24 protein-coding genes and 1 tRNA gene are annotated in these 25,163 nt (G+C 71.3%); 9 read left to right on the forward strand and 16 right to left on the reverse strand.

Annotation, left to right across the window (positions count from 1 at the left end; all coding sequences use genetic code 11):
* Position 1: 1 nt before the first annotated feature.
* From gatC to mnmA, 4 genes are all read right to left on the reverse strand, one after another.
* Positions 2–301: an Asp-tRNA(Asn)/Glu-tRNA(Gln) amidotransferase subunit GatC gene (gatC, locus tag EDF21_RS11970; protein ID WP_043594160.1), complete on the reverse strand. Its 300-nt coding sequence runs from the start codon at positions 299–301 to the stop codon at positions 2–4.
* Positions 302–407: 106 nt separating this feature from the next.
* A complete protein-coding gene (locus EDF21_RS11975; protein ID WP_123571525.1) occupies positions 408–1,796 on the reverse strand; it encodes an alpha/beta hydrolase in 1,389 nt (462 codons plus the stop codon).
* Between the two features lie 173 nt (positions 1,797–1,969).
* Positions 1,970–4,321 (reverse strand): NAD-dependent DNA ligase LigA, encoded by a 2,352-nt coding sequence (ligA, locus tag EDF21_RS11980; RefSeq protein ID WP_123571526.1) that lies wholly within the window; start codon positions 4,319–4,321, stop codon positions 1,970–1,972.
* A 10-nt stretch (positions 4,322–4,331) separates the two neighbouring features.
* Positions 4,332–5,462, reverse strand: coding sequence for a tRNA 2-thiouridine(34) synthase MnmA (mnmA, locus tag EDF21_RS11985; RefSeq protein WP_123571527.1), 1,131 nt, complete (start codon positions 5,460–5,462; stop codon positions 4,332–4,334).
* Between the two features lie 39 nt (positions 5,463–5,501).
* Between mnmA and EDF21_RS11990 the strand changes: the two genes are divergently transcribed.
* The 3 genes from EDF21_RS11990 to EDF21_RS12000 all read left to right on the forward strand — a co-directional run bounded on the left by EDF21_RS11990 (position 5,502) and on the right by EDF21_RS12000 (position 7,764).
* Positions 5,502–6,752: an MFS transporter gene (locus EDF21_RS11990; protein ID WP_123571528.1), complete on the forward strand. Its 1,251-nt coding sequence runs from the start codon at positions 5,502–5,504 to the stop codon at positions 6,750–6,752.
* Positions 6,753–6,807: 55 nt separating this feature from the next.
* Positions 6,808–6,889 (forward strand) — tRNA-Leu (locus EDF21_RS11995).
* Positions 6,890–7,056: 167 nt separating this feature from the next.
* On the forward strand, positions 7,057–7,764 hold the full coding sequence (locus EDF21_RS12000; protein WP_056048583.1) for a DedA family protein: 708 nt from the start codon (positions 7,057–7,059) through the stop codon (positions 7,762–7,764).
* A gap of 63 nt (positions 7,765–7,827) precedes the next feature.
* Here the strand turns inward: EDF21_RS12000 and EDF21_RS12005 are convergent, their stop codons facing one another.
* From EDF21_RS12005 to murI, 3 genes are all read right to left on the reverse strand, one after another.
* Entirely contained in the window at positions 7,828–8,454 is a 627-nt protein-coding gene (locus EDF21_RS12005) for a non-canonical purine NTP pyrophosphatase (RefSeq protein WP_123571529.1), read from the reverse strand.
* Complete coding sequence (rph, locus tag EDF21_RS12010) at positions 8,451–9,197, reverse strand: ribonuclease PH (protein ID WP_043595412.1); 747 nt, start codon at positions 9,195–9,197, stop codon at positions 8,451–8,453. The genes EDF21_RS12005 and rph overlap by 4 nt, the downstream gene beginning before the upstream one ends.
* 72 nt (positions 9,198–9,269) lie before the next feature.
* Complete coding sequence (gene murI / locus EDF21_RS12015) at positions 9,270–10,124, reverse strand: glutamate racemase (RefSeq protein ID WP_056049161.1); 855 nt, start codon at positions 10,122–10,124, stop codon at positions 9,270–9,272.
* 105 nt (positions 10,125–10,229) lie between these two features.
* Between murI and EDF21_RS12020 the strand changes: the two genes are divergently transcribed.
* The gene (locus tag EDF21_RS12020) at positions 10,230–11,480 is read left to right on the forward strand and encodes a nicotinate phosphoribosyltransferase (protein WP_207114073.1); all 1,251 of its coding nucleotides are present in this window, start codon (positions 10,230–10,232) and stop codon (positions 11,478–11,480) included.
* Positions 11,481–11,493: 13 nt separating this feature from the next.
* On the opposite strand, the gene EDF21_RS12025 is transcribed toward EDF21_RS12020, so the two are convergent.
* Genes EDF21_RS12025 through EDF21_RS12035 form a run of 3 tightly spaced genes read right to left on the reverse strand, consistent with a single transcriptional unit; the run spans position 11,494 to position 14,733 of the window.
* Positions 11,494–11,754, reverse strand: a complete 261-nt coding sequence (locus EDF21_RS12025; RefSeq protein ID WP_056048588.1) for a DUF3039 domain-containing protein — start codon at positions 11,752–11,754, stop codon at positions 11,494–11,496.
* Between the two features lie 25 nt (positions 11,755–11,779).
* Positions 11,780–13,345, reverse strand: coding sequence for an ABC transporter permease (locus tag EDF21_RS12030; RefSeq protein WP_123571531.1), 1,566 nt, complete (start codon positions 13,343–13,345; stop codon positions 11,780–11,782).
* Positions 13,321–14,733: an ABC transporter ATP-binding protein gene (locus EDF21_RS12035; protein WP_123571532.1), complete on the reverse strand. Its 1,413-nt coding sequence runs from the start codon at positions 14,731–14,733 to the stop codon at positions 13,321–13,323. The genes EDF21_RS12030 and EDF21_RS12035 overlap by 25 nt, the downstream gene beginning before the upstream one ends.
* 264 nt (positions 14,734–14,997) lie before the next feature.
* Between EDF21_RS12035 and EDF21_RS12040 the strand changes: the two genes are divergently transcribed.
* From EDF21_RS12040 to EDF21_RS12060, 5 genes are all read left to right on the forward strand, one after another.
* Positions 14,998–15,711 carry an NTP transferase domain-containing protein gene (locus EDF21_RS12040; protein ID WP_123571533.1) on the forward strand — a complete coding sequence of 238 codons (714 nt, stop codon included), beginning with the start codon at positions 14,998–15,000 and terminating at the stop codon, positions 15,709–15,711.
* 61 nt (positions 15,712–15,772) lie between these two features.
* A complete protein-coding gene (locus tag EDF21_RS12045; protein WP_173152684.1) occupies positions 15,773–16,570 on the forward strand; it encodes an ABC transporter permease in 798 nt (265 codons plus the stop codon).
* A complete protein-coding gene (locus EDF21_RS12050) occupies positions 16,570–17,331 on the forward strand; it encodes an ABC transporter ATP-binding protein (RefSeq protein ID WP_123571534.1) in 762 nt (253 codons plus the stop codon). Before EDF21_RS12045 ends, EDF21_RS12050 begins: the two co-directional genes overlap by 1 nt.
* A gap of 9 nt (positions 17,332–17,340) precedes the next feature.
* Positions 17,341–18,144: an EcsC family protein gene (locus EDF21_RS12055; protein ID WP_233568483.1), complete on the forward strand. Its 804-nt coding sequence runs from the start codon at positions 17,341–17,343 to the stop codon at positions 18,142–18,144.
* A gap of 153 nt (positions 18,145–18,297) precedes the next feature.
* A complete protein-coding gene (locus EDF21_RS12060; protein ID WP_123571535.1) occupies positions 18,298–18,579 on the forward strand; it encodes a hypothetical protein in 282 nt (93 codons plus the stop codon).
* 50 nt (positions 18,580–18,629) lie between these two features.
* Here EDF21_RS12060 and EDF21_RS12065 read toward each other — a convergent pair whose 3' ends face one another.
* The 6 genes from EDF21_RS12065 to EDF21_RS12090 all read right to left on the reverse strand — a co-directional run bounded on the left by EDF21_RS12065 (position 18,630) and on the right by EDF21_RS12090 (position 25,047).
* Positions 18,630–18,935, reverse strand: coding sequence for a helix-turn-helix domain-containing protein (locus tag EDF21_RS12065; protein WP_056048603.1), 306 nt, complete (start codon positions 18,933–18,935; stop codon positions 18,630–18,632).
* 99 nt (positions 18,936–19,034) lie between these two features.
* Positions 19,035–20,339 carry a CDP-glycerol glycerophosphotransferase family protein gene (locus tag EDF21_RS12070; protein WP_123571536.1) on the reverse strand — a complete coding sequence of 435 codons (1,305 nt, stop codon included), beginning with the start codon at positions 20,337–20,339 and terminating at the stop codon, positions 19,035–19,037.
* A gap of 52 nt (positions 20,340–20,391) precedes the next feature.
* Positions 20,392–21,279, reverse strand: coding sequence for a glycosyltransferase family 2 protein (locus tag EDF21_RS12075; RefSeq protein ID WP_123571721.1), 888 nt, complete (start codon positions 21,277–21,279; stop codon positions 20,392–20,394).
* The gene (locus EDF21_RS12080; protein ID WP_123571537.1) at positions 21,276–22,082 is read right to left on the reverse strand and encodes a CDP-alcohol phosphatidyltransferase family protein; all 807 of its coding nucleotides are present in this window, start codon (positions 22,080–22,082) and stop codon (positions 21,276–21,278) included. The genes EDF21_RS12075 and EDF21_RS12080 overlap by 4 nt, the downstream gene beginning before the upstream one ends.
* 6 nt (positions 22,083–22,088) lie before the next feature.
* Positions 22,089–23,132 (reverse strand): glycosyltransferase family 2 protein, encoded by a 1,044-nt coding sequence (locus EDF21_RS12085; protein WP_123571538.1) that lies wholly within the window; start codon positions 23,130–23,132, stop codon positions 22,089–22,091.
* A 175-nt stretch (positions 23,133–23,307) separates the two neighbouring features.
* Positions 23,308–25,047: a S1C family serine protease gene (locus EDF21_RS12090; RefSeq protein ID WP_199736363.1), complete on the reverse strand. Its 1,740-nt coding sequence runs from the start codon at positions 25,045–25,047 to the stop codon at positions 23,308–23,310.
* Positions 25,048–25,163 lie beyond the last annotated feature (116 nt).

Raw genomic sequence — 25,163 nt, forward strand, 5'->3', positions numbered from 1 at the left:
GCTACTGCTCTTCTCCCAGGATCGCGCTCACCCGGAAGCGCGAGCCGTCGTGGTCGGGGGCGCCGGACAGGGCCTGCTCGGCCGTGAGCGTCTCGCCCACGACGTCGGGCCGGAACACGTTCTCGAGCGGGATCGGGTGGCTGGTCGCCGGGACGTCGTCGGTCGCGACCTCTCGGACCTTGGCGACGCTGTCGACGATGTGGCCGAGCTCGGCGGTCATCGTGTCGATCTCGGCCTCGGTGAGGGCGATGCGGGCGAGACCGGCGAGGTGCTGCACCTGCTCGCGCGTGATTTCGGACATGCTTCTCTCTCACGTGGTCGTGCGGGGGTACCGCGGCGGCGGTACCGCACGATTCTACGGGGCGGCACCGACGCGCGGGGTCGTGGGGGGTCGCGGCGTCGGACCCTCAGTCGCGGAAGTAGACGTCCTGCGGCCGCACGAGCGTGAGGGCGGGCGCCTCCGGACCGCCCTCGCCCGGTTGGCCGGTGCGACCGTCGACGAGTGCGCCGTGCCCGAGCCCGATGAGGGCCAGGCTGCGCATCGACTCGGTGCCGGCCCGGAAGTAGTCGTTGTGCCCGAGGGCGGAGGCCAGGGCGTGTCCCGTCACCGCATCGGCTCCACCGCTCAGGTGCAGCACGACGGCGCCGAAGGCGCCCGTCGCCGGGTCGGCCCCGAAGAAGCCGCTCCCGGCCACGGGGTCGAAGCTGCCGGCGGCGGCGTACACGTCGTGACCGCGGACCGCGAGCTCCCCGGCGTCGGACACGACGCTGCCGGGCGATCCGAGCAGCACCAGCGAGTCGACCGACACGCGTCCGGACGACAGGGCGATCGTCGCCGTCGTCGAGCCGTACGAGTGCGCCATGACCGACACCCGCGGCTCGTCGTCCGCCCGGGCCGCGTCGAGCCCGTCGAGCGCGTCCACGAGGTGGGACGCACCCTGCCGAGCGAGGCCGAGGTCGTAGAAGTTGGTCAGGTCGGGCGTCTGGTAGCCCATCCAGGCCACGACGGCGACGGTCGGCACGGGGCCGGGGCCACCGCGGCCCAGCAACGTCGCCCAGGTGGCCTGCTCGTCGTGGAGGGCGCCGGCGGTGTTGGTCCAGTCGACGAGCTGGTCCGACACCGTGAACAGCATGCCGGGGACGAGCACGCTGACGTCGTCGGCGGTGTCGAGGTCGCCGACGGTGACGGCCGCGCGTCCGGGCAGGACCGTGTCGAGCGCCACGAGGTGTCGGTCGGCCGCCCCGGCGAAGGGGACGTCGTTCGTCGCCCCGTCGAGCGTCGCCCGCACCTGCTGGAGCATGGCCAGACGACGGGCGTCACCCGGCTCCTCGTCGTCCGAACCGATCCGCTGCGAGACGGCGACCGTCGCGTACCGCAGGAGCTGCCGGTTGGCGGTGTCGCGCACCGAGTACGGGACGCCCTCGAGGTTGCCGACGACGCCCGGCACGCTGCGCGCGAGGACCGCCTGCCGACCGTCGTCCAGCCCGGACCACCAGGCGGCCGTGACCTCGGGCGCGACCTGCTCGCCGAGCGCCGCCGTCAGCGCCGTCGCGTCGTCACCGTCGGCGTCGAGGGTGTCGGCGAAGCGCTCGACTCCGGCCGAGGAGGCGCGGGCCAGCTGGTCGAGGCAGGCCTCGGCCGAGAAGGCGGTCGCCTCGATCCCCCGGCAGCCGTCGAGCTCGGGCACGGCACGACCGTCCTGTACCGGTGCGACTCCCGGGACGCTGTCCGGCGACGCCCCGACGGGTGATCCGGTCGCCGGGCGGTCGAGCGTCACGGCGGTCGCCGAGGACACGCTTGGAGCGTCGGCCACCCCGGCGAGATGCACCGAGGCAGAGAGCATTGCTGCAGCGAGGAACAGCACGTCGGGTCTTCCCCCTAGTCACGTGCCTGTACCCCGGCTCCCTACTGCTGGAGAACGACACGTCCTCACATCCTAGGAAACGAAAGTGCCCCTGACCAGGGAAATCATGATTCCGGCGTCTCCTCGTCCCCCACCTGGGGGACAACGAGAGCTGCCGGGCCCTCCTTAAGGAGGACAGCGAATTGCTCCGCGTCGATGATCCGTACCCCGAGTTGCTCGGCCTTCGTCAACTTCGATCCGGCGCCGGGTCCGGCCGCGACGAAGTCCGTCTTCTTGCTGACGCTGCTCGCCGCCTTGCCGCCGGCCTCGACGATGGCCTCGAGTGCGCCCTCGCGCGTGAACCCCTCGAGGCTCCCGGTCGCCACGACCGTCACGCCCGAGAGCACGCCACCCGCCGCCTCGGCGGCACCCGGTCCGGGATGACCGGGTGTGGCGAACTGCACTCCCGCCGCCGTCCACCGATCGATGATCTCGACGTGCCAGTCGACGTCGAACCAGGCGAGCAGCGCATCGGCGATGATGCCGCCCACGCCGTCGACGGCCGCGAGCTCGTCCCGCGAGGCGGCTCGGATGGCGTCGAGCGAGCCGAAGTGGTTGGCCAGCGCCCGGGCCGCGACCGGCCCGACGTGTCGGATGCTCAGACCGACCAGGAACCGCCACAGCGGGCTGGTCTTCGCCTTCTCGAGGTTCGCGAGCATCTCGATCGCCGTCTTGGACGGCACCGAGGTCTCGTCACCCGAGAACTCGGTGGCCGAGGGGTCGAAGGCGCCGTCGCGCTTGGCGCGCTTCCGGCGGAACGGGGTGACGAGTTTCGGCTGCCCGTCGGCCTCGAGCTTCTGCATGCCGGTCTCGGTGTCGCGGACGACGACCCGTACGGGGAAGATGTCGGCCATCGTCAGGCTGAAGAGGCCGGCCTCGGTGCGCAGGGGCGGCGTGGCCGGCTCGACGGGCTGCGTCAGCGCGGCCGCCGCGACCTCGCCGAGGCCTTCGACGTCGAGCGAGCCGCGGGACGCGATGTGCTCGACGCGTCCGCGGACCTGGGCAGGGCAGCTCTCGGCGTTGGGACAGCGCAGGTCGATGTCGCCCTCTTTGGCGGGCTTGAGCGGGGTGCCGCACTCGGGGCAGTCGACGGGCATGACGAACTCGCGTTCGGTGCCGTCGCGCAGTTCGATGACCGGGCCGAGCACCTCGGGGATGACGTCGCCCGCCTTGCGCAGCACGACGGTGTCGCCGATCAGCACGCCCTTCGCCTTGACGACCTGCTGGTTGTGCAGGGTCGCCTGGCGCACCTCGCTGCCGGCGACCTCGACCTTGGCCATGACGGCGAAGGGCGTCGCTCGGCCCGTGCGTCCGACGCTGACGACGATGTCGAGCAGCGTCGTGTTGACCTCTTCGGGCGGGTACTTGAACGCCGTCGCCCACCGCGGAGCCCGGCTCGTGGCCCCGAGCTCTTCGTGCAGGGCGAGGTCGTCGACCTTGACGACGATGCCGTCGATCTGGTGCTCGACCGACGAGCGCCGCACCCCGTAGTCGTGGATGAAGGCCTCGACCTCGTCGACGGTGTCGAAGACGCGGTAGTGGGTCGAGATGGGCAGGCCCCACCCGCCCAGCAGGTCGTAGACCTCGGATTGCGACCGCACCTCGGTCGCCCGCTCGAGTTCGCGGACCGGCCAGGCGCCGATGCCGTGCACGAGCATCCGCAGGCGGCGCAGGCGTGCGTGCATCAACTCGCGCTTCTCGGGGCTCTTGCCCTCTTCTTTCTGACGCAGCGAGCCGGCGGCGGCGTTGCGGGGGTTCGCGAAGACGCGTTCTCCCGCCTCGCGCTGCTGGGCGTTGAGTTCGTCGAACTCGCTGACCGGGAAGAAGATCTCGCCTCGCACCTCGACCAGCGGCGGGTGGCCGGTGCCCTCGAGCCGTTCGGGGATCGTGCCCATGGCGAGCACGTTGCCGGTCACGTCCTCGCCGACGACGCCGTCGCCGCGGGTGGCGGCGGTGACGAGCACGCCGTCCTCGTACCGCAGGTTGATCGCCAGGCCGTCGATCTTCAGTTCGGTGAGGAACCGCACGCGTTCGGCCCCGGCGTCGCGCTGGACCTTGCCCGCCCACTCGGCGAGCTCGTCGTCACTGAACACGTTGTCGAGGCTGAGCATGCGCTCGGCGTGCTCGACCGGGGCGAACTGCGTGGTCTCGGCCCGGCCACCGACCGTCTGCGTGGGGCTGTCGGGCTTCTGCAGCTCGGGGTGAGCCCGCTCGAGGGAGTCGAGGCGTCGCACGAGGCCGTCGTAGTCGGCGTCGGAGACGGTCGAGCCGTTGCCCTCGTAGTACTGGTCACGCAGCTCGAGGATGCGGGTCGTCAGACGTTCGGCCTCGTCTCGCGCCTGGGACAGGTCGTCGGGGACGCCGTCGGTCTCGACCGCGGGCCCGGAGGCGGAGGCGTCGTCGCCGGTCTCGCTCATCGTGGTCGCCTCAGACGGTGACGACTGCGGGCACGGGCACGGCGCTGACCGTGCGGTCGATCGTGCACTGACCGAGGACGCGGGTGCCGACGTAGACGACGGCGGTCTGCCCGGGGGCGACGCCGTTGAGGGGTTCGCGAGGTGTGATCACGAGTTCTTTCTTACCCTCGACCTCCGACACCCGCGCGACCGCGGGTACGGGGTCGGCGTGGGCACGGATCTGCACGTCGCAGTCGAACGCGACCGTCGGGTCGACCGGGGCGAGCCCGGCCCAGGTGTACGAGCCGCCGGCGATCTCGGCGATGTCGAGGGCCTCCTTCGGTCCGACGACGACCGTGTTGTCGACCGGTCGCACCTCGAGCACGAAGCGCGGCTTCCCGTCATCGGACGGGAAGCCGATGTTGAGGCCCTTGCGCTGGCCGACCGTGAAGGCGTGCGCCCCCTCGTGCGACCCGACCACGGCACCGCTGCGATCGAGGATCTCACCCGTCTCGGCACCGACCCGCTCGGCGAGCCACCCGCGGGTGTCGCCGTCGGGGATGAAGCAGATGTCGTGGCTGTCGGGCTTGGACGCCACGCTGAAGCCGCGCTCGGCGGCCTCGGCCCGCACCTCGGCCTTGGAGGGCGTCGCCCCGAGCGGGAACATCGAGTGCGCGAGCTGCTCGGCGGTGAGCACGCCCAGCACGTACGACTGGTCCTTCGCCCAGGCGGAGGCGCGGTGCAGCTCTCGGTTGCCCCGGTCGTCGGTGACGATGGTCGCGTAGTGACCCGTGCAGACCGCGTCGAAGCCGAGCGCGAGCGCCTTCTCGAGCAGGGCGGCGAACTTGATGCGCTCGTTGCAGCGCATGCAGGGATTGGGCGTGCGGCCTGCGGTGTACTCGGCGACGAAGTCGTCGACGACATCGAGCTTGAAGCGCTCGGAGAAGTCCCACACGTAGTAGGGGATGCCGATCTTGTTGGCGGCGCGCTGGGCGTCCATCGAGTCCTCGATGGTGCAGCAGCCACGGCTGCCCGTTCGGAGCGTCCCCGGCATCCGGCTGAGGGCCAGGTGCACGCCCACCACGTCGTGGCCGGCCTCGACCGCCCTCGCCGCGGCCACCGCCGAGTCGACTCCACCACTCATCGCTGCCAAGACCTTCATCCGACAAGTGTACGCAGCGGGCCTAGGGTGGCGAGCGACATGTCTTCCTCCTCCCCCGCCTTCAGCATGCGGTCGGTGGCCCTCGCGGCGTTCCTGCCCGCGGCGCTCTTCGCCATCGGCGAGGGGGCCATCATCCCGATCATCCCCGTCGTGGCGAGCGAGCTCGGTGCCTCGCTCCCCTTCGCCGGCTTCGTCGCCGCGCTCATCCTCGTGGGCGAGCTGATCGGCGACATCCCGAGCGGATGGCTCGTCAGCCGCATCGGCGAGCGCACCGCGATGATCGGTGCCTCGCTCGTGAGCATCGGCGGACTCGTCACCTGTCTGCTGGCGCCGAACGAGATCGTCCTCGCCGTCGGCGTGCTGGTGATCGGCCTCGCGACCGCGGTCTTCGCCCTCGCACGGCACGCCTTCATGACCAGCTTCGTGCCCGTCGAGATCCGCGCCAGGGCGCTGTCGAGCCTCGGCGGAGTCTTCCGACTCGGCTACTTCGTCGGCCCGTTCCTCTCGGCCGGGGTCATCGAGTTGACCGGGTCCGTGCAATCGGCGTTCGTCGTCCACATCGTCGGCTGCCTCGGCGCGGCGATCGCGCTGCTCGTCCTGCGCGACCCGTCGGCTGCCTTCGGCGTCCGGCCGGGCAGCGGCACGGAGGACGGCGCCGACCTCGTCGCCCGGGAGGCACACGGCCTCTTCGCGACCCTCTGGCGTCATCGAGGCGTGCTGCTGAAGCTCGGCAGCGGGGCGGCCCTGATCGGCGCCATGCGTTCCGGTCGCCAGGTCATGCTGCCCCTCTGGGCCGTCAGCATCGGCCTCGGGGCGTCCGAGACCGCGATCATCATCGGCATCGCCGGCGCCGTGGACTTCGCGCTCTTCTACACGAGCGGACAGATCATGGACCGCTTCGGGCGCCTCTGGAGCGCCGTCCCCTGCATGGTGGGCCTCGGGCTCTCGTACCTCGCCCTGTCGGTCACGCACGACCTCGACGCCAGGGTCGGATGGTTCGTCGCCGTCGCGATCCTGATGTCCCTGGCCAACGGCGTCGGCAGCGGCATCCTCATGACGCTCGGTGCCGACCTGGCCGACAAAGGCGACCCCGCACCCTTCCTCGGCGCCTGGCGCTTCACCGGCGACGCGGGCAGCGCTGCGGCGCCCCTGCTCATCTCCGGGGTGACCGCGGTCGTGTCGATCTCGCTCGCCAGCGGGGTGATGGGCGTCCTCGGCCTCGTGGGTGCGGCGATCCTCGTGCGCTACGTGCCCCGCTACTCACCGCACGTGCCCCGCTCGCAGCGCTAGCGCCTCCTCGTCCCCGTTCCCGCCGAGGGTCGCCGTCGGTACACTCGGTGCTGCCGCGGGAGTGGTGGAATTGGCAGACACGCAGGATTTAGGTTCCTGTGCTTTCGAGCGTGAGGGTTCAAGTCCCTTCTCCCGCACGAAGAGCGCCGTAACGACGTGCCCCCTCCCGCCAGGGTTCACGTCCCTTCTCCCGCACAGATGACGACTTCGATGTGCCCCCTCCCGCCAGGGTTCACGTCCCTCCACCCGCACGGGTACCCTGAGCGAGACCGGCAGGCCGGCCACCACGACCGGAGAACACCCGATGCTGCCCCTCGTCTCCATCCCCTGGTTGAACCCCGAGTACCTGCTCACGTCCTTCGGACCGTGGGCCGTGCTCGGCGTGTGCCTGCTCGTCTTCGCCGAGACGGGCCTGCTGATCGGCTTCCTGTTCCCGGGTGACACGCTGTTGATCATCACGGGCATCCTCGCCGCGACGAACCCCGGCGCCCTCGGCCTGCCGATCTGGCTGATCGCGATCTTCATCAGCATCGCCGCGTTCGCCGGCGGCGAGCTCGGCTACCTCATCGGCCACAAGGTCGGCCCCCGCATCTTCGAGCGGAAGGAGAGCGGGCTGTTCAGCGTCGCGAACGTCAACCGCACGAACGCCTTCTTCGAGCGGTTCGGCCCGATGGCCGTCATCATCGCCCGGTTCGTCCCGGTGATCCGCACCTTCGCGCCGATCATGGCCGGAGTCGGCCACATGAGCTACCGGCGGTACTCGCTGTTCAACGCCGTCGGCGCCGTCGTCTGGGGCATGGGCATCACGTTGGCGGGCTTCGGCATCGGACACATCCCGCCCGTCGCGGACTTCGTCAGCTCGTACATCGACCTCATCCTGCTCGGGGCCGTGCTGGCGACGGTGATCCCCATCGCGATCCACTACTTCCACGGGGTGCACCAGGCCAAGAAGGCCGAGGCCTCGGGCGAGGTCGAGACGCCGCAGGTGTCGTCCGCGCCGCACGACGCCTGACCACCGCGGGCACCCAGGCGCCCGTCGGCCGATGGCCGAGGGCCCCGAGGAGGCGCGCGCGGCTCAGCCCGCGAGCGCGGCCACCCGGGGCGCGATCGCCCGGAACGCCCGGGAGCGATGGCTGACGGCGTTCTTCTCGTCCGCGGTGAGCTCGGCCGCGCTGCGGCTCTCGCCCTCGGGGCGGAACACGGGGTCGTAACCGTGCCCGTTCGAGCCGACCCGCGCCTCCAGCACCTCGCCGTGCCATTCGCCGTACTCGACGTGCTCGACCCACGCGCTCGCCTCGGGCGGCCCGTCGGGGCCTTCGGCACCGACGGGCGGCGGCACGACGAGGGCGGCGGCGCACGAGAACCACGCCGAGCGGTCGTCGGCCCCGTCGAGCTCGGCCAGCAGCTTGTCGATGTTGTCGTCCGCGTCGCGGGTGCCGGCGTAGCGCGCCGAGTGGATGCCGGGAGCCCCGCCGAGGGCCGCCGCCGAGATCCCGCTGTCGTCGGCGAGGGCGGGCAGCCCGGTGTGACGTGCTGCCGCACGCGCCTTGATCAGGGCGTTGGCCGCGAACGACTCACCGTCCTCGACCGGCTCGGGGCCGTCGTAGGCGACCAGCTCGACGCCCGGCGCCGTCTCGGCGAGCAGCAGTCGGAGCTCCGCCACCTTGCCCTGGTTGTGCGTGGCGATGACGACGCGGGTCATCGGCCGAGGGCCTCGCGCTGGAAGCGGCTCAGGTCGACGGCGCCGGCGACGGCGAGGTCGAGCAACGAGTCGAGCTCGCGACGGTCGAACGGCGCGCCCTCGGCCGTGCCCTGCACCTCGACGAACGATCCGCTGCCCGTGACGACGACGTTCATGTCGGTCTCGGCCCGGACGTCCTCGACGTAGGCGAGGTCGAGCATCGGCTCGCCGTCGATGATGCCCACCGAGACGGCGGAGACGCTGTCGGTCAGGGGCGTGGCCTTCTGCCCGACGAACTTCTTCTCGCGCCCCCACTCGATCGCCTGGGCGAGGGCGACGTAGGCACCCGTGATCGCGGCGGTGCGGGTGCCGCCGTCCGCCTGCAGGACGTCGCAGTCGAGGACGATCGTGTTCTCTCCGAGGGCCTTGGTGTCGACCACGGCGCGGAGGCTGCGGCCGATCAGGCGCGAGATCTCGTGCGTGCGACCGCCGATCTTGCCCTTGACGCTCTCGCGGTCGTTGCGCGAGTTGGTGGCCCGGGGCAGCATCGCGTACTCGGCCGTGACCCAGCCCTTGCCCTTGCCGGTCAGCCAGCGGGGCACGCCGTTCGTGAAGGACGCCGTGCAGAGCACCTTCGTGCCGCCGAAGGTGATGAGGGCGCTGCCCTCGGCGTGGGCGCTCCACCCGGTCTCGATCGTGACGGGGCGCAGGTCGGTCGTGCTGCGCCCGTCGGCGCGGACGGTCGTGCTCGTGGTGTCGGTCATGGTGCCTTCTCTCGGCTGGGGATGGACGGTGGCGGGCGGGGTCGTCGACCCCACGGGCGCAGGAGGCGCGGGTCAGGTCCGCTCGACGGTGCGGCGGCCCGGGGGCAACTCGATCGCCCCCGTCTCGAGGTGCCCGACGCGCGAGACCTCGGGACCCAGGAACCGGCGGGCCAGGCGCAGGAACGACTTCTCGTCGGGCCCGGTCGCCTCGAACTCGTGGTGCGGCTCGCCCCGGTCGGTGCGCTCGAGCCCGTGCTGGACGAGGGTGCGGTAGACGTCGGCTGCCGTCTCTTCCGCGCTGGACACGAGACGGACGTCGGGGCCCACGACGTACTGGACGGCCGCCGACATGAGGGGGTAGTGCGTGCAGCCCAGGACGAGGGTGTCGATGCCGGCGTCGCGCAGCGGGGCGAGGTACCCCTCGGCGACTGCCCGCAGCTCGGGGCTCGACGTGTCGCCCGCCTCGACGAACTCGACGAAGCGGGGACAGGCCTGCGTGATCAGCTCGAGACCCGCGGCCGCCGCGAACGCGTCCTCGTAGGCACGCGAGTTGATCGTGCCCTCGGTGCCGATGACGCCGATGCGGCCGTTGCGCGTCTGCTGCACCGCCGCGCGCACGGCGGGCTGGATCACCTCGACGACGGGGATGCCCGCGCCGATCGTGTACCGCTCCCGGGCGTCGCGCAGCACCGCGGACGAGGCGGTGTTGCAGGCGATGACCAGCAACTTGACGCCCTGGGCGACGAGGTCGTCCATCACGGCGAGGGCGTAGCCGCGCACCTGGGCGATCGGCTTCGGCCCGTACGGCGAATGGGCCGTGTCGCCGACGTACCGGATCGACTCGTGGGGCAGCTGGTCGATGATCGCCCTCGACACGGTCAGCCCGCCGACGCCGCTGTCGAAGACTCCGATGGGTGCGTCCGTCACGACCACGAAGCCTACCCGGCGCGAGCCGCGACCCCCTCGACGACCGGGCGAGCCTAGGCTGGCGGAGTGACCAGCGCGCTGTTGACCGACCGGTACGAGCTCACCATGGTGGAGGCCGCCCTCAAGGCGGGCACGGCCCACCGCGACAGCGTGTTCGAGGTGTTCGCGCGACGCCTGCCCGAGGGGCGGCGCTACGGCATCGTCGCGGGCACCGGTCGGTTCCTCGAGCTGCTCGCCGACTTCCGTTTCGGCGACGACGAGGTGGCCTGGCTGCGCGAGGCGGGGGTCGTGGACGCGACGACCGCCGACTGGCTGGCCGACTACCGGTTCTCGGGCGACATCTGGGGTTACGCCGAGGGCGAGGTCTACCTGCCGGGGTCGCCGCTGCTGGTCATCCAGTCGACGTTCGCCGAGGCCGTGCTGCTCGAGACCCTGGCGCTGAGCGTCTTCAACTACGACTCGGCCGTGGCCAGCGCGGCGGCGCGCATGGTCTCGGCCGCCGACGGTCGCCCGCTCGCCGAGATGGGCTCACGGCGGACGGGCGAACGCAGCGCCGTGGCCGCGGCCCGGGCCGCCTACATCGCGGGCTTCGGTGCCACGAGCAACCTCGAGGCCGGCCGGTCGTGGGGCGTCCCGACGATGGGCACCGCCGCCCACGCGTTCACCCTGTTGCACGACACCGAGGAGGACGCCTTCCGCGCCCAGGTCGACACCTTGGGGCCGGGCACCACCCTGCTCGTCGACACCTACGACATCCCCGAAGCCGTGGCCACGGCCGTCCGGGTCGCCGGGCCGTCGCTCGGGGCCGTGCGCATCGACAGCGGCGACCTGCCGTCGCTGGTGGGCCAGGTCCGCACTCAGCTCGACGAGCTCGGCGCGACGGCGGCGAAGATCACCGTCACGAACGACCTGGACGAGTACACGATCGCCGCCCTGCGCGCGGCCCCGGTCGACTCGTTCGGCGTCGGCACCTCGGTCGTCTCGGGATCGGGCCACCCGGCCGCCGGCATGGTCTTCAAACTGGTCGCCCGTCGCGGCGACGACGGCGAGTGGGTCTCCGTGGCGAAGAAGTCGGCCGACAAGGCCTCCGTGGGTGGACGGAAGTCCCCCGTGCGCGTCATCGTGGACGGGGTCGCCACCCGCGAACTCATCCGCGTCGGGTCGTCGGAGACGGCGTCCGGTGAACGGTCGCTGCACGTCCCGCTCGTCACGGCCGGCGAGATCGACGCCCGGCACACCGGGCCGGAGGGTGTCGCTCGCGCGCGCCTCCACCGAGCCGCGGCCGTGGCCGAGCTACCCGACCAGGCGCTGCGGCTCGGTCGTGGCGAGCCGGTCGTGCCGACCGTCTACGCGTGATCAGGCGCCGAGCTCACTCGGACGTCATCTTCTCGTAGATCTCCCTGCAGGTCGGGCACACCGGGAACTTCTCGGGGTCGCGACCGGGCGTCCATTTCTTGCCACAGAGCGCCTTGACGGGCTTGCCGCTCAGCGCGGACTCCATGATCTTGTCCTTCTTCACGTAGTGCGAGAAGCGCTCGTGGTCGCCCGGGTCGATCGCCTCGTCGTTCAGGAGCTTCTCGAGCTCGCGGTCCATGACGTCGAGGCCGCCGCCCGTCTGCGTGTCAGTCATGCAGACATCGTACGTCGACCTCGGCTCAGCTGCGGAGGGCGAACGCCAGCAGCTCGGGAGCCCGCCGCGAGAAGACCCGGGCACCCAGGGCGACACCCGCGACCAGCACGACGAGTCCGATGCCGACGCCGAGGACCAGCGCCCACGTGCCACCCGCGGGGTAGCCCGTGATGAGCCCGCGACCGGCGAACCAGAGGGCGGGTGCGGTGGCGAGGACGGCTCCCCCGATCATGACGGTCTGGGCCCAGGCCGCGGTCGCGCCGTTCGACTGCGGCTGCTGGAACGGGTCGTCGTGCGGTCGGACCGTGGCGTACGGCAGGAGGGCCGACACCAGGCTCGAGAGACCGAGGCCGCTGAGGAGGAAGCCGGCGCTGACCCCCAGCTCGGACGGCAGGGCCTGCCAGTCGCCGAACAACCAGGTGGCGACGACCGAGCCGAGCACCACGAGCGGGACGCCGATCAGCAGAGGAGGCGCGAGTCGACCCACCCGGTCCGCCAGACCCCGCGTGTCGGACGCCACGTGCATCCAGAGCGCCGTGCTGTCGTAGGCCACGTCGTTGTGCGGCAGGAACCCCAGTATCAGGCACATGATCGGCACCGGGACGAGGGCCAGCCAGTTCCAGCTGACACCCGCGATGCCGAGGGGGACGACGAGCAACGGAAGGAACGGGATGATGACGAGCGACATGCGGTAGCGGGCGTCGCGCATCCAGTAGGTGAGGCTGCGGCCCGCCACGGCCCCGGTCGGCGAGGCCCTGACGTACTCGAACCACCCGAGTCCGTCGCCGTCGTCGACTTCCTCGGGCTCGGGTCGGTCGACGAACGCGCGCGCGACGAGTGCCCGCCAGGCGAGCCAGAGCGCCACGAGCGTGACGGCGGCGATGGCGACGTCGGCCACGACGCGACCGGTCTGACCTGCGGCGACGTGACCGGGGAGCGCCAGCGCGGCTCCGAAGGGCGTCCAGGCGAGGGCGTCCGCGACGACGCCGGTGCCCGAACGGCCGGGCAGCGAGAGACGGACGAGGTCGACGATCACGGGCACGGCGAGCAGCACGACGAGCACGGCACCGACGAGTGCGAGTTCGCGACCGCGTCGGGAGGTCAGGACGACGCTGTTCAGCGTGGAGGCCACGAGGGCCAGCAACAGCGCGGTGACGCCGGCGACGAGTGCCCCCACGACCGCGACGGCGGCGACGCCGGTGCCCTCGCCCCAGGCCCGGACGTATCCGGTCGAGAGGACGAGCAGGGCCAGCGTGGGGAGTCCGACCGCGGCACCGAGCGCGAGTCCGATCGCCGCCCGCCCCTCGGGCACGCCGAGGACGGCGAGGCGGCGGGGGTCGCTCCAGGCAGGACGGACGGTCGCGAAGGGGACGACGGCGAATCCGACCAGCAAGAGGGCTCCCCCGCCGACCGCGAGGGCGCGCACGTCGTCGAGGGGCGCATCACGCAGGCCGCTCACGAGGCTCGCGACCGCGATGGTCGCGATCAACACGGCCAGCACGGACGCGACGGCGACGGTCAGTCGGCGGGGCCCGAAGCGGACCGTGTTGCCGATCGTCTGGAGCCTCAGTCGGAGAAGTTCTGCAACCATTCCATGCCCTCCGTGACCGCGCGCCCGCCGGCGAGCTCGACGAACCGCTGCTCGAGGGAGCGTCCGGCCCGCACCTCGTCGACCGTGCCGCTGGCGAGCACGTGGCCGTCGACGATCACCGCGACGCTGTCGCAGATGCGCTCGACGAGGTCCATGCTGTGGCTCGAGAGCAGCACCGTCCCGCCCCCGGCCACGTAGCGCTGCAGGACGTCCGTCACCGTCGCGGCCGAGACGGGGTCGACCGATTCGAAGGGCTCGTCGAGGACGAGGACCCGGGGCGAGTGGATGATCGCGGCGGCCAGGGCGATCTTCTTCGTCATGCCCACGGAGTAGTCGCTGACGAGACGACCGAGCGCGTCGTGGAGCCCGAACGCGGTGGCGAGGTCGGAGGAGCGCTTGCGCGCCGTCACGCCGTCGAGCCCCCGCAGGGTCGCGGAGTAGTAGAGGAGCTGGGCACCCGTCAGCCGGTCGAAGAGCCGCAGGCGGTCGGGGAGGACGCCGAGGCTTCGCTTCGCTGCGGCCGGGTCGCGCCAGACGTCGGCCCCGAGGACGGTCACGGTGCCGGCGTCGGGACGCAGGAGACCGGTCACGATCGACAGGGTCGTCGTCTTGCCGGCCCCGTTCGGACCGACGATGCCGTAGAACGACCCGGCCCGCACCTCGAGGTCGACGTTCTCGACGGCGACCGTGCCGCCGTAGCGCTTCATGAGCCCCGAGATCGACAGCACGACGGGCGCCTCGACGTCGACCTGACGGGTCGGTCGGACGTCGCCCTCGCTGTCGAGGGCCTCGGCGGCCTCGACGTCGTCGGCCTCGGTCTCGGCCTCGGGGACCTCGACGGTGGCCTCGTCGTCCGGGGCGGTCGCGCCGGCGGTCGTCGGTGCGTCGGCGGCGAGCGCGTCGTCCGGGGCGACCGCCGATTCCTCCTCGGCCGTCAGGGCGTCGCCGAAGTAGTCGTCGGCCGAGACGGGGACGACGACCGTACCGTCCGTCGTGGCACCCGCATCGGCGAGTTCGGCGACGACCTCTTCTTCCGCGGCCTTCGCCGCCGCCTCGGCCCGGGCGCGCGCGTTCGCGGCACGGGTCGCCGCTGCCTTCTTGGCCGCCGCCGACCGGTCGGCGGCGGTGCGCTGCGAGGGTTTGCGGGGCGACGCGGGCTTCCGGGGTGCCGGGGGCTTGCGCGCGGTCGACGACTTCGTCACCGGGACGCGGGGCGTCGCGGCCTCCGTCGACTCAGCCGTCCCCTCGGCCACGTCCCCCGCGGTCGTCGAGTCGTCGTCCACTGTGTTCTCCCCCTGGTCGGACGCGCCCACCGCTCCGACCGTGTCGTCACCCGGTGTCGAGTCGGGGGCGATGTCACCCACTTCGTCCTCGCGCCGTCCAGCCATCGCCCCACCGTACCAAGGCCGCGACGCCGACCGGTCGACGGGTGACTCATATCACGAAACGGACACGCTTCGGGCACGGTCCCTGGCCGCTCCTGGCCCCATCGGGTAGTCTGCAACAGCACGACGACGTGTCCAGATCGATGCTCCGCGGTGAACACCGCTCGAACACGAGGCGAATCGCACCCAGAGACGGGTCCGGTCCGCACCGCCGGGGCCACCGCAGAGCCCGTCCCGCATGGGCTCGCCCCTTGTGAGGAGACCAGCGTGAGCAAGAACGACACGAACCACCGCCAGCAGATCGTCATCCTGGCCGCCGGGCTCGGCAGCCGCCTCGGCCGCTCGTTGCCCAAGGCACTGACCGAGCTCAGCGACGGCCGCACCATCATGCAGCAGCAGTTCGACAACATCCGGGCCGCTTTCGGGCCCGACGCCCGGGTGACCGTCGTCGTGGGCTACAAGTTCGAGCACATCGTCGAGGCGTTCCCGTCGGCCTCGTTCGTCTACAACGAGATGTACGACCAGACCAACACGTCGAAGAGCCTGCTCCGCGCCCTGCGGGCCAGCGCCTCCGGTGGCGTCCTGTGGATGAACGGCGACGTCGTCTTCGACCCCACGGCCCTGACTCGCGCGGCCCGCCTGGTCCGCGACGACCAGTCGTTCGTCACCGTCAACACCTCGAAGGTGTCCGACGAAGAGGTCAAGTACACGACCGACGCCGAGGGCTACATCGCCGAGTTGTCGAAGCAGGTCAAGGGTGGTCTGGGCGAGGCCGTCGGCATCAACTTCGTGTCGAAGGCCGACAAGGCGACGCTCATGCACCAGCTCTCGAAGGTCGACAACCAGGACTACTTCGAGCGTGGCATCGAACTGGCCATCGGCCAGGACGGGCTACGCTTTGAGCCCGTGGACATCTCCGACCTCTACGCCGTCGAGGTCGACTTCGCCGAAGACCTCGAGCGCGCGAACCTGTTCGTCTGAACCGAGCCGTCTCCCGACGGCTGCGCGCCGGTGCCTGGTGTCCTGAACGAGAAGGACGTCCGTGAGCACTGACCTGGCCGAACGGCCCCGTCGTAGCGGCTTCGCGCGGTACCGACAGACGCTGTGGCTGCTGACGAGCCGCGACCTCAAGGTCCGGTACTCGACGTCGAAGCTCGGCTACTTCTGGTCGATCCTCGACCCGCTCGTCATGTCGGGCATCTACTTCTTCGTCTTCTCGGTCGTCTTCAAGCGGTCGGTCGGCGACGAGCCGTACATCGTCTTCCTGCTCTCGGGCCTCCTGCCCTGGATGTGGTTCAACGGGGCGGTGTCCGACAGCACCCGGGCGTTCATCCGCGAGGCGAAGCTTGTCCGGTCGACCAAGATCCCCCGGACGATCTGGGTGTTCCGGCTCGTCGGCTCGAAGGGCATCGAGTTCACCCTCAGCCTTCCCGTCCTGGCCTTGTTCGCCGTCGTGGGCGGCGCGCACCTGCAGTGGCAGGTGGTGTTCTTCCCCCTGGCCATGGTCATGCAGACCGTGCTCGTCGCCGGGGTGGGGCTGATCGTCGCGCCGCTCGTCGTGTTCTTCCGCGACCTGGAGCGCGCCACGAAGCTCGCCCTCCGGTTCGCCTTCTACGCCTCGCCCATCATCTACGGCACCCAGGACCTCCCCGAGAGCCTCCACCTGCTGGCGGCGTTCAACCCGTTGAGCGGCATCTTCGGCCTCTACCGGTCGGCGTTCTTCCCGGAACAGTTCGACCTCACCGAGGTGCTGGTCGGCGGAGGCGTGTGCGTCGTGGTCCTGGCGGTCGGGCTGCTCGTCTTCCGAGCCAGCGAACGTGCCGTCCTGAAGGAGATCTGATGACCGTCGCCGGACCTCGCCCCGTGATCCGCGTCGACGGGGTCGGCATCCGCTTCCGCCGCAACCGACGTGGCCGACGGTCGTTCAAGGACCTCTTCGCCGACAGCGGCAGGCGGTCCCGGCCGGGCGAGTTCTGGGCCCTGCGCGACATCAGCTTCGAGGTGCAGCCGGGCGAGGCCATCGGCGTCGTGGGACGCAACGGCCAGGGCAAGTCGACGTTGCTGAAGCTGGTGGCCGAGGTGATCCTGCCCGACACCGGCACCGTCGAGGTGACGGGCGGCGTCGCGCCGCTCATCGAGATCACCGGTGGCTTCGTCGCCGACCTCACCGTCCGGGAGAACGTGTACCTGACCGCCGGCCTGCACGGCATGTCCCGCCCCGAGATCGACCGGCGCTTCGACGAGATCATCGAGTTCGCCGAGATCGGCGACTTCGTCGACACGCCCTACAAACACCTCTCGAGCGGAATGAAGGTCCGCATCGCGTTCGCCGTCATCTCGCGGCTCGAGGAGCCCGTCGTGCTGGTCGACGAGGTGCTCGCCGTGGGCGACAAGGCGTTCCGTGAGAAGTGCTACGCCCGGATCGGCGAGATGCTCGCCGACGGTCGCACGCTCTTCCTCGTGTCGCACAACGAACGCGACCTCAAACGGTTCTGCCGACGGGGCCTCTACCTCGACAAGGGCGCCCTGGTGTTCGACGGCCCACTCGACGACGCCCTGGCCCGGTACGCCACCGATCACCCTCCCCGCCCCTCGGCGTAGGGTCGAGGAGTGCCCGAACGCAGTCAGCCCCACAGCCCCGACCACGACGCCTCGACGGCGGACGGACGACTCGTCGCCCGTGACGCCGGGAACTCGACCGAGTACCACTACCAGACGTCCGCGCCCGACAGGTCCGAGGACACCGCCTGGGTGCGCCGTCTCGACAAGCTGCTGGCCGTCCAACGTCCGGTGGTCGTCAAGCACGTCGCCACGCTGCGCCGTCGGCACAAGAAGGTGACGCCGCAGAAGCTGATCACCATCCTCGAACGCGAGTACCTCGCCGCGGTGACGACCGGCGGGGCCGCCGTCGGGGCCAGCGCCGTGATCCCCGGTGTCGGCTGGGGCGTGTCGTTGGCCCTCTCGGGTGTCGAGACCGCGGGCTTCCTCGAGGCGAGCGCCCTCTTCGCGCAGTCCGTGACCGAGGTCCACGGCATCGCCGTCTCGGACCCCGACCGCGCCCGGGCCCTCGTCATGGCGATGCTGCTCGGCGGCCCGGGTGCCAGCCTCGTCCGACAGTTCGCGGGCGAGGCCATGGGGACGGCCCCGGCCAGGACCGCGTTCTGGGGTGAGCTCGTGACCTCGAAACTGCCCAAGGCGGCGATGAGTGGCCTGACCGACACGATCCGCAAGCAGTTCGTCCGACGGTTCGCCGCGTCGCAGGGGGCTTCGGTCCTCGGCAGGGCCCTTCCGTTCGGCATCGGTGCCGTCGTGGGAGGGACGGGCAACCACCTCCTCGGACGCAAGGTCGTCACGACGGCCCGCACGGCGTTCGGTGCGGCCCCTGCCGAATTCCCCCTCGACCTCTCGCTCTGACCGTTCCCCTCGCCAGGGCGACCCGGCGTCCGCGAGGCGGCCACGCGGACCTCGCGCGAGGCGGCGATCCGGCCCCTGACGGGTCCTCCCCAGTCAGCCGTCTTCCACAAGAACGCGCGTCGACCCGCGTCGGTCGCTCCTAGGGTCGACGACATGACGACGTCGATCCTTGCCTACACCGTCCCCTTCAGCCTCGACCGCTCCCGCGCACCCCGCGTCTACCGGCTGGTCAACGACTCCCCCGAGACCGTGACGGGCGTCAGGGTCACCCTCGTGGGCACCGGGCTCCTCGTCCCCGTCGCGACCACCCGACTCGACCCCGCCCAGTCCGTCGACCTCTGCGTGCTGGGCGTCGAACTGAGCCGGAGTGCGATCGCCGTCGTGCGATGGTTCCGGCCCGGCGGCGACGAGTACCTCTGGCGGTTCAGTTTCTGAGCCTGGTCGACGGAACCCTGGCCGACGAGCCCTTCCCGTGAGGTGGCGGGTCAGCTGCTGAGCCGAGCGCGTCTCTCGGCGACGTAGTCCGCAGCCGTGAAGGCCTCGAGGACGGGCGGCAGGTGATCGGCCCCGAGGTCGGTGACCAGCACGCCCGGGTCGACCCCGAGCACGACGGCGAGACGGACGATCGTGTGCAACACGGGGTTGCCGATGCCGCGCTCGATCTTTCCGTAGTTGGACACGTTCATGCCCGCCAGGTGCGCCACCTCGTCCTGGCTCAGCCCGAGGCGCAGACGCTCGTCACGGATGCGTTCTCCGAAGAGGCGGGCGGCGGCGGACGTCGGTTCAGGCATGCCTCATGGATACGCTGCTCAGCGTCTGACATCCAGAGTCCACGGCACCGAGACATGAAAGCCCTGGTGCCCCAGACCCCTCGAGTCTGGTGCCGGGGGTCAGAGGTCGGACGCCTCCGCGTCGCCAGCCTCCTGGTCGGCGTCGCCCGCCGAACCGGTCGAACGTGGGTCGTCGATCGACGGTCGGCGCGCCGCGTAGTCGTCACGCAGCTGCACGAGGCGCGCCACCGCGCTCTCGAACCGATGCGTGGCCGCTCCGGGCGACGTGTCACCGAAGTGACGCCGGACCCAGTGCTCGAGGCGACCCCGCGCCTCCGGATCGTCGACGACCCGATCGACGAGGGCGACGATGTCGCCCGCACCATCGGCCGTCAACCACTCGGCGTCACCGAGGTAGCCCGATTCGTCGACGTCGGCCTCGACGGCGACCGGACGGGTCACGACGAGGGGACGGCCCGTGGCGAGGCGGTCGTAGACCATCGCCGAGATGTCGGTCACGGCGACGTCGGCCGCCGCCAGTTGCCAGCCGAGCTCGGGCCCCACGTCGTGGACGTGGTGGGCGTCCGGATCACGCGCGTTCGCCTCGCCGAGGGCCCGGATGATCGCCTCGTGCGCTCGCCGGTACTCGGGATCGAGCACGCCGCTTCGCGGATGCGCCCGGTAGACGACCCGGTGACGCCCCGAGGCCAGCAGAGCCTTGACGAGGGCGAGGCCGTGCGTCGCGATCGACCCGTACGCGGCCGCGGGACGGTCACCCTCCCAGGTCGGGGCGTAGAGCACGACGAGGCGGTCGTCGTCGGGGTAGGGCACCTCGCCCGAGAAGTGGTCGGCCTGCGGGCGTCCGATGGGCACTGCGCGCTTCTCGAGGTCGTAGTCCCAGAGCTTGGCGGCGAGGCGGTCCTTGGCGGCGTCGCCCGCGACGAAGGCGTAGTCGTAGGCCTTGAACTGGTTCGTCGTCATGTACATCTTGTCGCTCTCGCCGTGGTTGACGAAGACGTGCCACATGCGGCCGTACCGCATCATCTGGAAGTTCTTGGCGTTCTGGTTGACGTACAGGGTCAGGGCCAGCGGCTGAGCGGCGACGAAGTCCTCGAGGTCGGCCACCTTGCGGGCGTAGACCAGCGGTACCGGGCTCTCGTCGAGCATGGTCACCATGGTGCCCGGCGAACGGACGACGATGGCGACGGGGAAGGTCTCGGCCAGGTGGGCGAGAGGCGCGTACCACTGGCGGATCTGGTACATGTTGACGGCCGTGTCGGCGAAGTACACGGCGACGCGCACGGTGCCCGGAGCCGGCGTCACCGCGACCCGCGGGTCGCGCTCCAGCCGACGTCGACTGCTGCGGGAACGGACGGCCCGGCGGGCGAGGCTCCAGGCGAGCCCCAGGTCTCGGGTCAGCGGCACATGCCCTCCTCGGGTCGGTCCGTCACCCGATCGGCGCCGGACCCCGGAAAGCCTAGAGGACCGGAGGTCGACCGGCCCTGGACATGCGGAGGACCGTTACCCAACCGATGGAGCGTCGACCGCCCGGCGCCTCTCGCCACCCCTCCACCCAGCCCGCGAACCAGGGCCGCAGGCGCTGCGGGGTGCGTGCCCAGCGCAGCAGCTGGACCCCCGTCCAGGAGGCGACGTAGACGGGGACCAACGGCCAGGGCAGGTTCCGCTTGGCCAGCCAGACCCGGTTCCGGGCGTTCAGACGGTAGTAGTCGGCGTGCCGCGCCGGGTCGATGGCCGGGTGGTTCGCCACGAGCGAGCCCTCGTACCAGGTGCGCCTGCCCTGGGCCCAGACCCGCCACGCCAGCTCGATGCCCTCGTGCGCGTAGAAGTACGGCTCCCCCCAGCCGGCGCAGGCGTCGAAGACGTCGCGCGGCAGCAGGGTGGCCCCCTCCCAGACGGAGAACACGTCGCTCGAGCGGCGAGGGTCGCCCTTGCGCAGTCGAGGCGTCCAGCGGCGGGGGTTCGCGGCGCCGTCGGGGTCCACGACCCGCGGCTGCAGGAGCCCGATCTCGGGTCGGGCCCGCATCAACGCGACGGCGTCGGCGAGGAACCGCTCGGAGGGCAGGCTCGCGTCGTCGTCGAGGAAGAAGATCCACTCGCCCGAGACCGCTTCGGCTCCCCGGTTGCGGCCGGCGGGGATGCCCACGTTCTCGGCGAGTTCGAGCAGGCGGACCCCGGTCGGGACCTCGACCTCGGCGATCGCGGCGTCTCGTCCGTTCACCACGCAGACGACGTCCAGCTCGACGTCGCGCTGGGCCAGCATCGTGGCCAACCCCCGGGCCAGGTCGCGCGGACGTCGCCCCTGGGTCAGGCTCACGACTCCGACCCGGGGCCGGACCTCGCTCAGGAGCGCACCCGCTTCGACGCCATGATGGCGACGAAGTGGCCGACCAACGCCAGCACCGACAGCGGGAGCAGGGCGACGAGCAGGACGCGGTCGGCGGTGACACTGCCCACGACGAGGCCGACGATCGCGGCCAGGAAGACGAGCATGGTCAGCTCGACCGAGTGGTACAGCCGATGGAACGGCACGAAGCGCGCGGCGCTGCGCAGTCGGGACAGGAGGCGCCCGCTCGGTTGGGTCGCGCCTCCTCGTTTGTCTTCGAGCCGGGCGAGGCCCGCGTTCGCCCGGGCGACGTGGACCATGTCGTTGAGGGCCTTGTTGAGCACGATCACGAGGGCCAGGGCGAAGCCGGCGGTCGTCCAGAGGAAGTCCTCCGGGGTCTCGAAGGGGAACCCGGCGGCACGGACGCCCAGCACGATCGGGATGAGCGCCTCGGTCGAGTAGTGGCCGACCTTGTCGAGGAAGACCCCGGCCGGCGAACTCGTTCCGCGCCAGCGGGCCACCTCGCCGTCGCAGCAGTCGACGAGCATCTGCAGCTGGCCCAGCACGAGGGCGAGCAGGGCACCGGTGATGCCCGGCACGAGCAGCGACAGGGCGGTGCACCAGCCGACGAGGATCATCAACCCGGTCACGCCGTTCGCCGAGACGCTGGTCTTGAGCAGCCACCAGGTCAGGTAGGGCGAGACGTCGCGCAGGTACAGGGAGGCCGTCCAGTGCTCGGCGTTCGCGCGGCTGCGCACCTCGGGCGGCTGGGCGACGCGTCGCAGCTCGGCGATCGAGCTCGGTCTGGTGGGCAGCGCGGTCATCGGCGGCTACCTTCCGGTCTGGGCGGTGATGTTCTTCGTGAGGTCGAGGAAGCCGAGCACGAAGCCGACGCCCCACCCGAAGTGGATGGAAGGCAAGACTACGAGAAACCAGAGCCGGGTGCGGAGGTCGTCGCCGCGGGCGGCGAGCAGAGCGGCCGCGAGCACGAAGACCACGTAGACACCGGGTACGACGAGGGCGAGCGTGGCCCACCCGAGGGCGGTGCCGAGGGCGAGGCCGACCAGGCCGGTCAGGCCGACCACCAGGCCGAGCGCCACGCCGAGCACCATGGCGGGAGGGACCAGGTACCGCACGGTGTTCGCCTTGGGGAAGCGTCGGGCCAGTTCACCCCGCCAGAGCCCGGTGGCGACGAACTGGCGCGCCAGCTTGCGCAGGCTCGGTCGCGGACGGTAGGTCACCACGAGCCGAGGGGTGAACCAGACCGTGCCGCCCGTGGCCCGGAGCCGGCGGTTGAGCTCCCAGTCCTGACCGCGCTTGACGCCCTCGTCGAAGAGGCCGACCTCGATCAGACGGTGCCGCAGGAACACCCCCAGGTAAGCCGTGTCGGTCGACCCCTCGGCCCCACCGACGTGGTGCGGCGTCCCACCGAGGCCGACCCGACTGCCGTAGGCGCGGGCGACGGCCTTCTCGAAGGGGGTGCGCCCGACGGCGGCCATGATGCCGCCCACGTTGTCGGCCCCACTGCGTTCGAGGGTCTCGACCGCGATGCGCGTGTAGTCGCGAGGCAGCACCGAGTGGGCGTCGACGCGGACCGTGACGGGGTGGACCGACGCCCGGATGGCCACGTTGAGCCCGGCAGGGGTCGATCCGACGGGGTTGGGGATGCTGCGGACACGCGGGTCGGCCGCCGACATCTCGGCCACGACCTCGTTCGTGCGGTCGACGCTCGGACCGAGGGCCAGGATCACCTCGAACGGGCCTTCGTAGTCCTGGTCGAGCAGGCTCTCGACCGCCGCCCGGATCTCGTGCTCTTCGTTGAGGACGGGCATGACGTACGAGACACCGGGTCGGGTGGCGTCGCCTGCTTGCATGGATCGCGTTCCTCGGGCTCGTGAGCGCCGGGGAGGCGCGGGTCGGGACTGCGGACGGCCGCAGGGATCGTGGCGAGCTTAGCAACACGCCAACGGGGGCCGGGACGCCGTCGCGTCCCGACCCCCGTTGGGACGCCGTCGCGTCCCCACCCCGCCGCACCGACCGGGCAGAGCCTCAGGAGGTCAGGGTGTCGAGGGTCACCTTCGTGGTGTCGGTCTTCCCGTCCCGGACGTAGGTGAGGTCGGCCGTCGCGCCACCGGCGAGGAACCGGACCTGCGCCGTGAGGTCCGTCCGGTCGCTGATCGGCACGCCGTTGAACTCGGTCACGACGTCGCCCTGCCGCAGGCCGGCGTTCTGCGCCGCACCACCGGGGCTGAGCTGGACGATGAGCGCCCCGACCCGGGTGGCGGCCGCGTCGCTCGTGGCGTCGTTCACGCTGGCGCCGAGGAGGCCGTGGCTGGCCTTCCCGTTCGCCATGATCTCTTTGGCGACGCGCTGCACGAGGTTCGACGGCACCGAGAACCCGACGCCGATGCTGCCGGACGATTCTCCGGAACTGGCGATGGCGACGTTGAGGCCGATCAGCTCTCCTTGCGAGTCGAGCAGCGCACCGCCCGAGTTGCCCGGGTTGATGGACGCGTCGGTCTGGATGACCGGCAGCGAGATGACCGAGCTGGCCTGGTTCTGCGTGCCGCCGTCGCCGTTGTTGAAGGAGAAGGGCCCCTGGCCGTTGTTGTCGTTCTGCTGGCCCTGGTCGCTGCCGTCCGTCGGGGCGGCCGAGGACTGCACGGTGATGCTGCGGTTGAGGGTCGAGACGATGCCGTCGGTCACCGTGTTCGACAGACCGAGCGGTGCGCCGATGGCCACGGCGGTGTCGCCGACGTTCAGCTCCGACGAGTCGGCGAAGTCGATGGGGGTGAGCCCGGTCGCGTCGACCTTCAGCACGGCGAGGTCGACGGTGGGGTCGAGGCCAACGACCTCGGCCGGCAGGATGCTGCCGTCGCTGAGCGTGACGGTGACGGAACCCGACGCACTCGCCCCGTCGAGGGTGACGACGTGCGTGTTCGTGACGATGTAGCCGTCGTCGCTCAGGATGACGCCCGAGCCGGTGCCGCCGGACTCGCCCGCCGTCACGTTGATCGTGACGACCGACTTCGTGGCCTTCGCCGCCACCGCCGTGACGACCGTCGCGTCGTCGTAGTCGTTGACCGTCAGGTCTCGCGACTGACCCGTGGCCGAGACGCCGGCCCCGGAGTCGCGGGACAGCACCGCGGCGACGCCGCCGCCCGCCGCGCCTCCGACGAGGACGCCGACCAGGAGGGCCGCCGCGACGGACCCCGCACCACGCCGGCTCTTCTTCGGTTTCTCCGCAGGCGCCTGCCAACCAGCCGCCGCGTACGAGTTCGTCGTGTCGTACGCGAACGCCGACGGGTCGGAGTCAGGCTGCCGATAGGGGTCGGTCCCGGCCTGCTGGTACGAACCGGGCTGCTGGTAGGAGGACGGCTGCTGGTACGACCCGGGTTGCTGATACGAACCGGGCTGCTGGTAGGGACCGGGCTGCTGAGGGTCCCCGGCCTGCTGGTACGAACCCGTCTGCTGGTACGAACCGGGCTGCTGGTAGGGACCCGCCTGCTGGTGAGACGACAAATGCGGGAACGAGCCGGGTCGAGGCTGCGAGTCGTCGTTCCGGCGCCCGTCGGGGCCGGACTCGAACTCGCCGGCGCGCGGCGTGCTGCCGGGGAGAGGCGGAGCACCGTAGGTGACGCCCTGGTCCGCCGGGTACGGCGTCGTGGGCTGGGCACCGTCGTTCGTGGCCCGGTCGTCGCCCGGGACGCCCTGCGAACCGGCGGCGGTGCCCTCGGGCGTGCGCGGTGCGCCGTCGTCGGCGTCGTCGTGGCGGGGGGTGTCGGTCATGGTGCTCCTTTCAAGCCCTGACAGCCTGGTCGCCCAAGCTGGGCGGATCATACGGCGAGCCTGTGAGCGGACTGCGCCCAGCTTATGCGGCGGCTGGACGGGACCTCCCCAGAGCC

The sequence above is a fragment of the Frigoribacterium sp. PhB118 genome, from assembly GCF_003751725.1.
GTDB lineage: Bacteria > Actinomycetota > Actinomycetes > Actinomycetales > Microbacteriaceae > Frigoribacterium.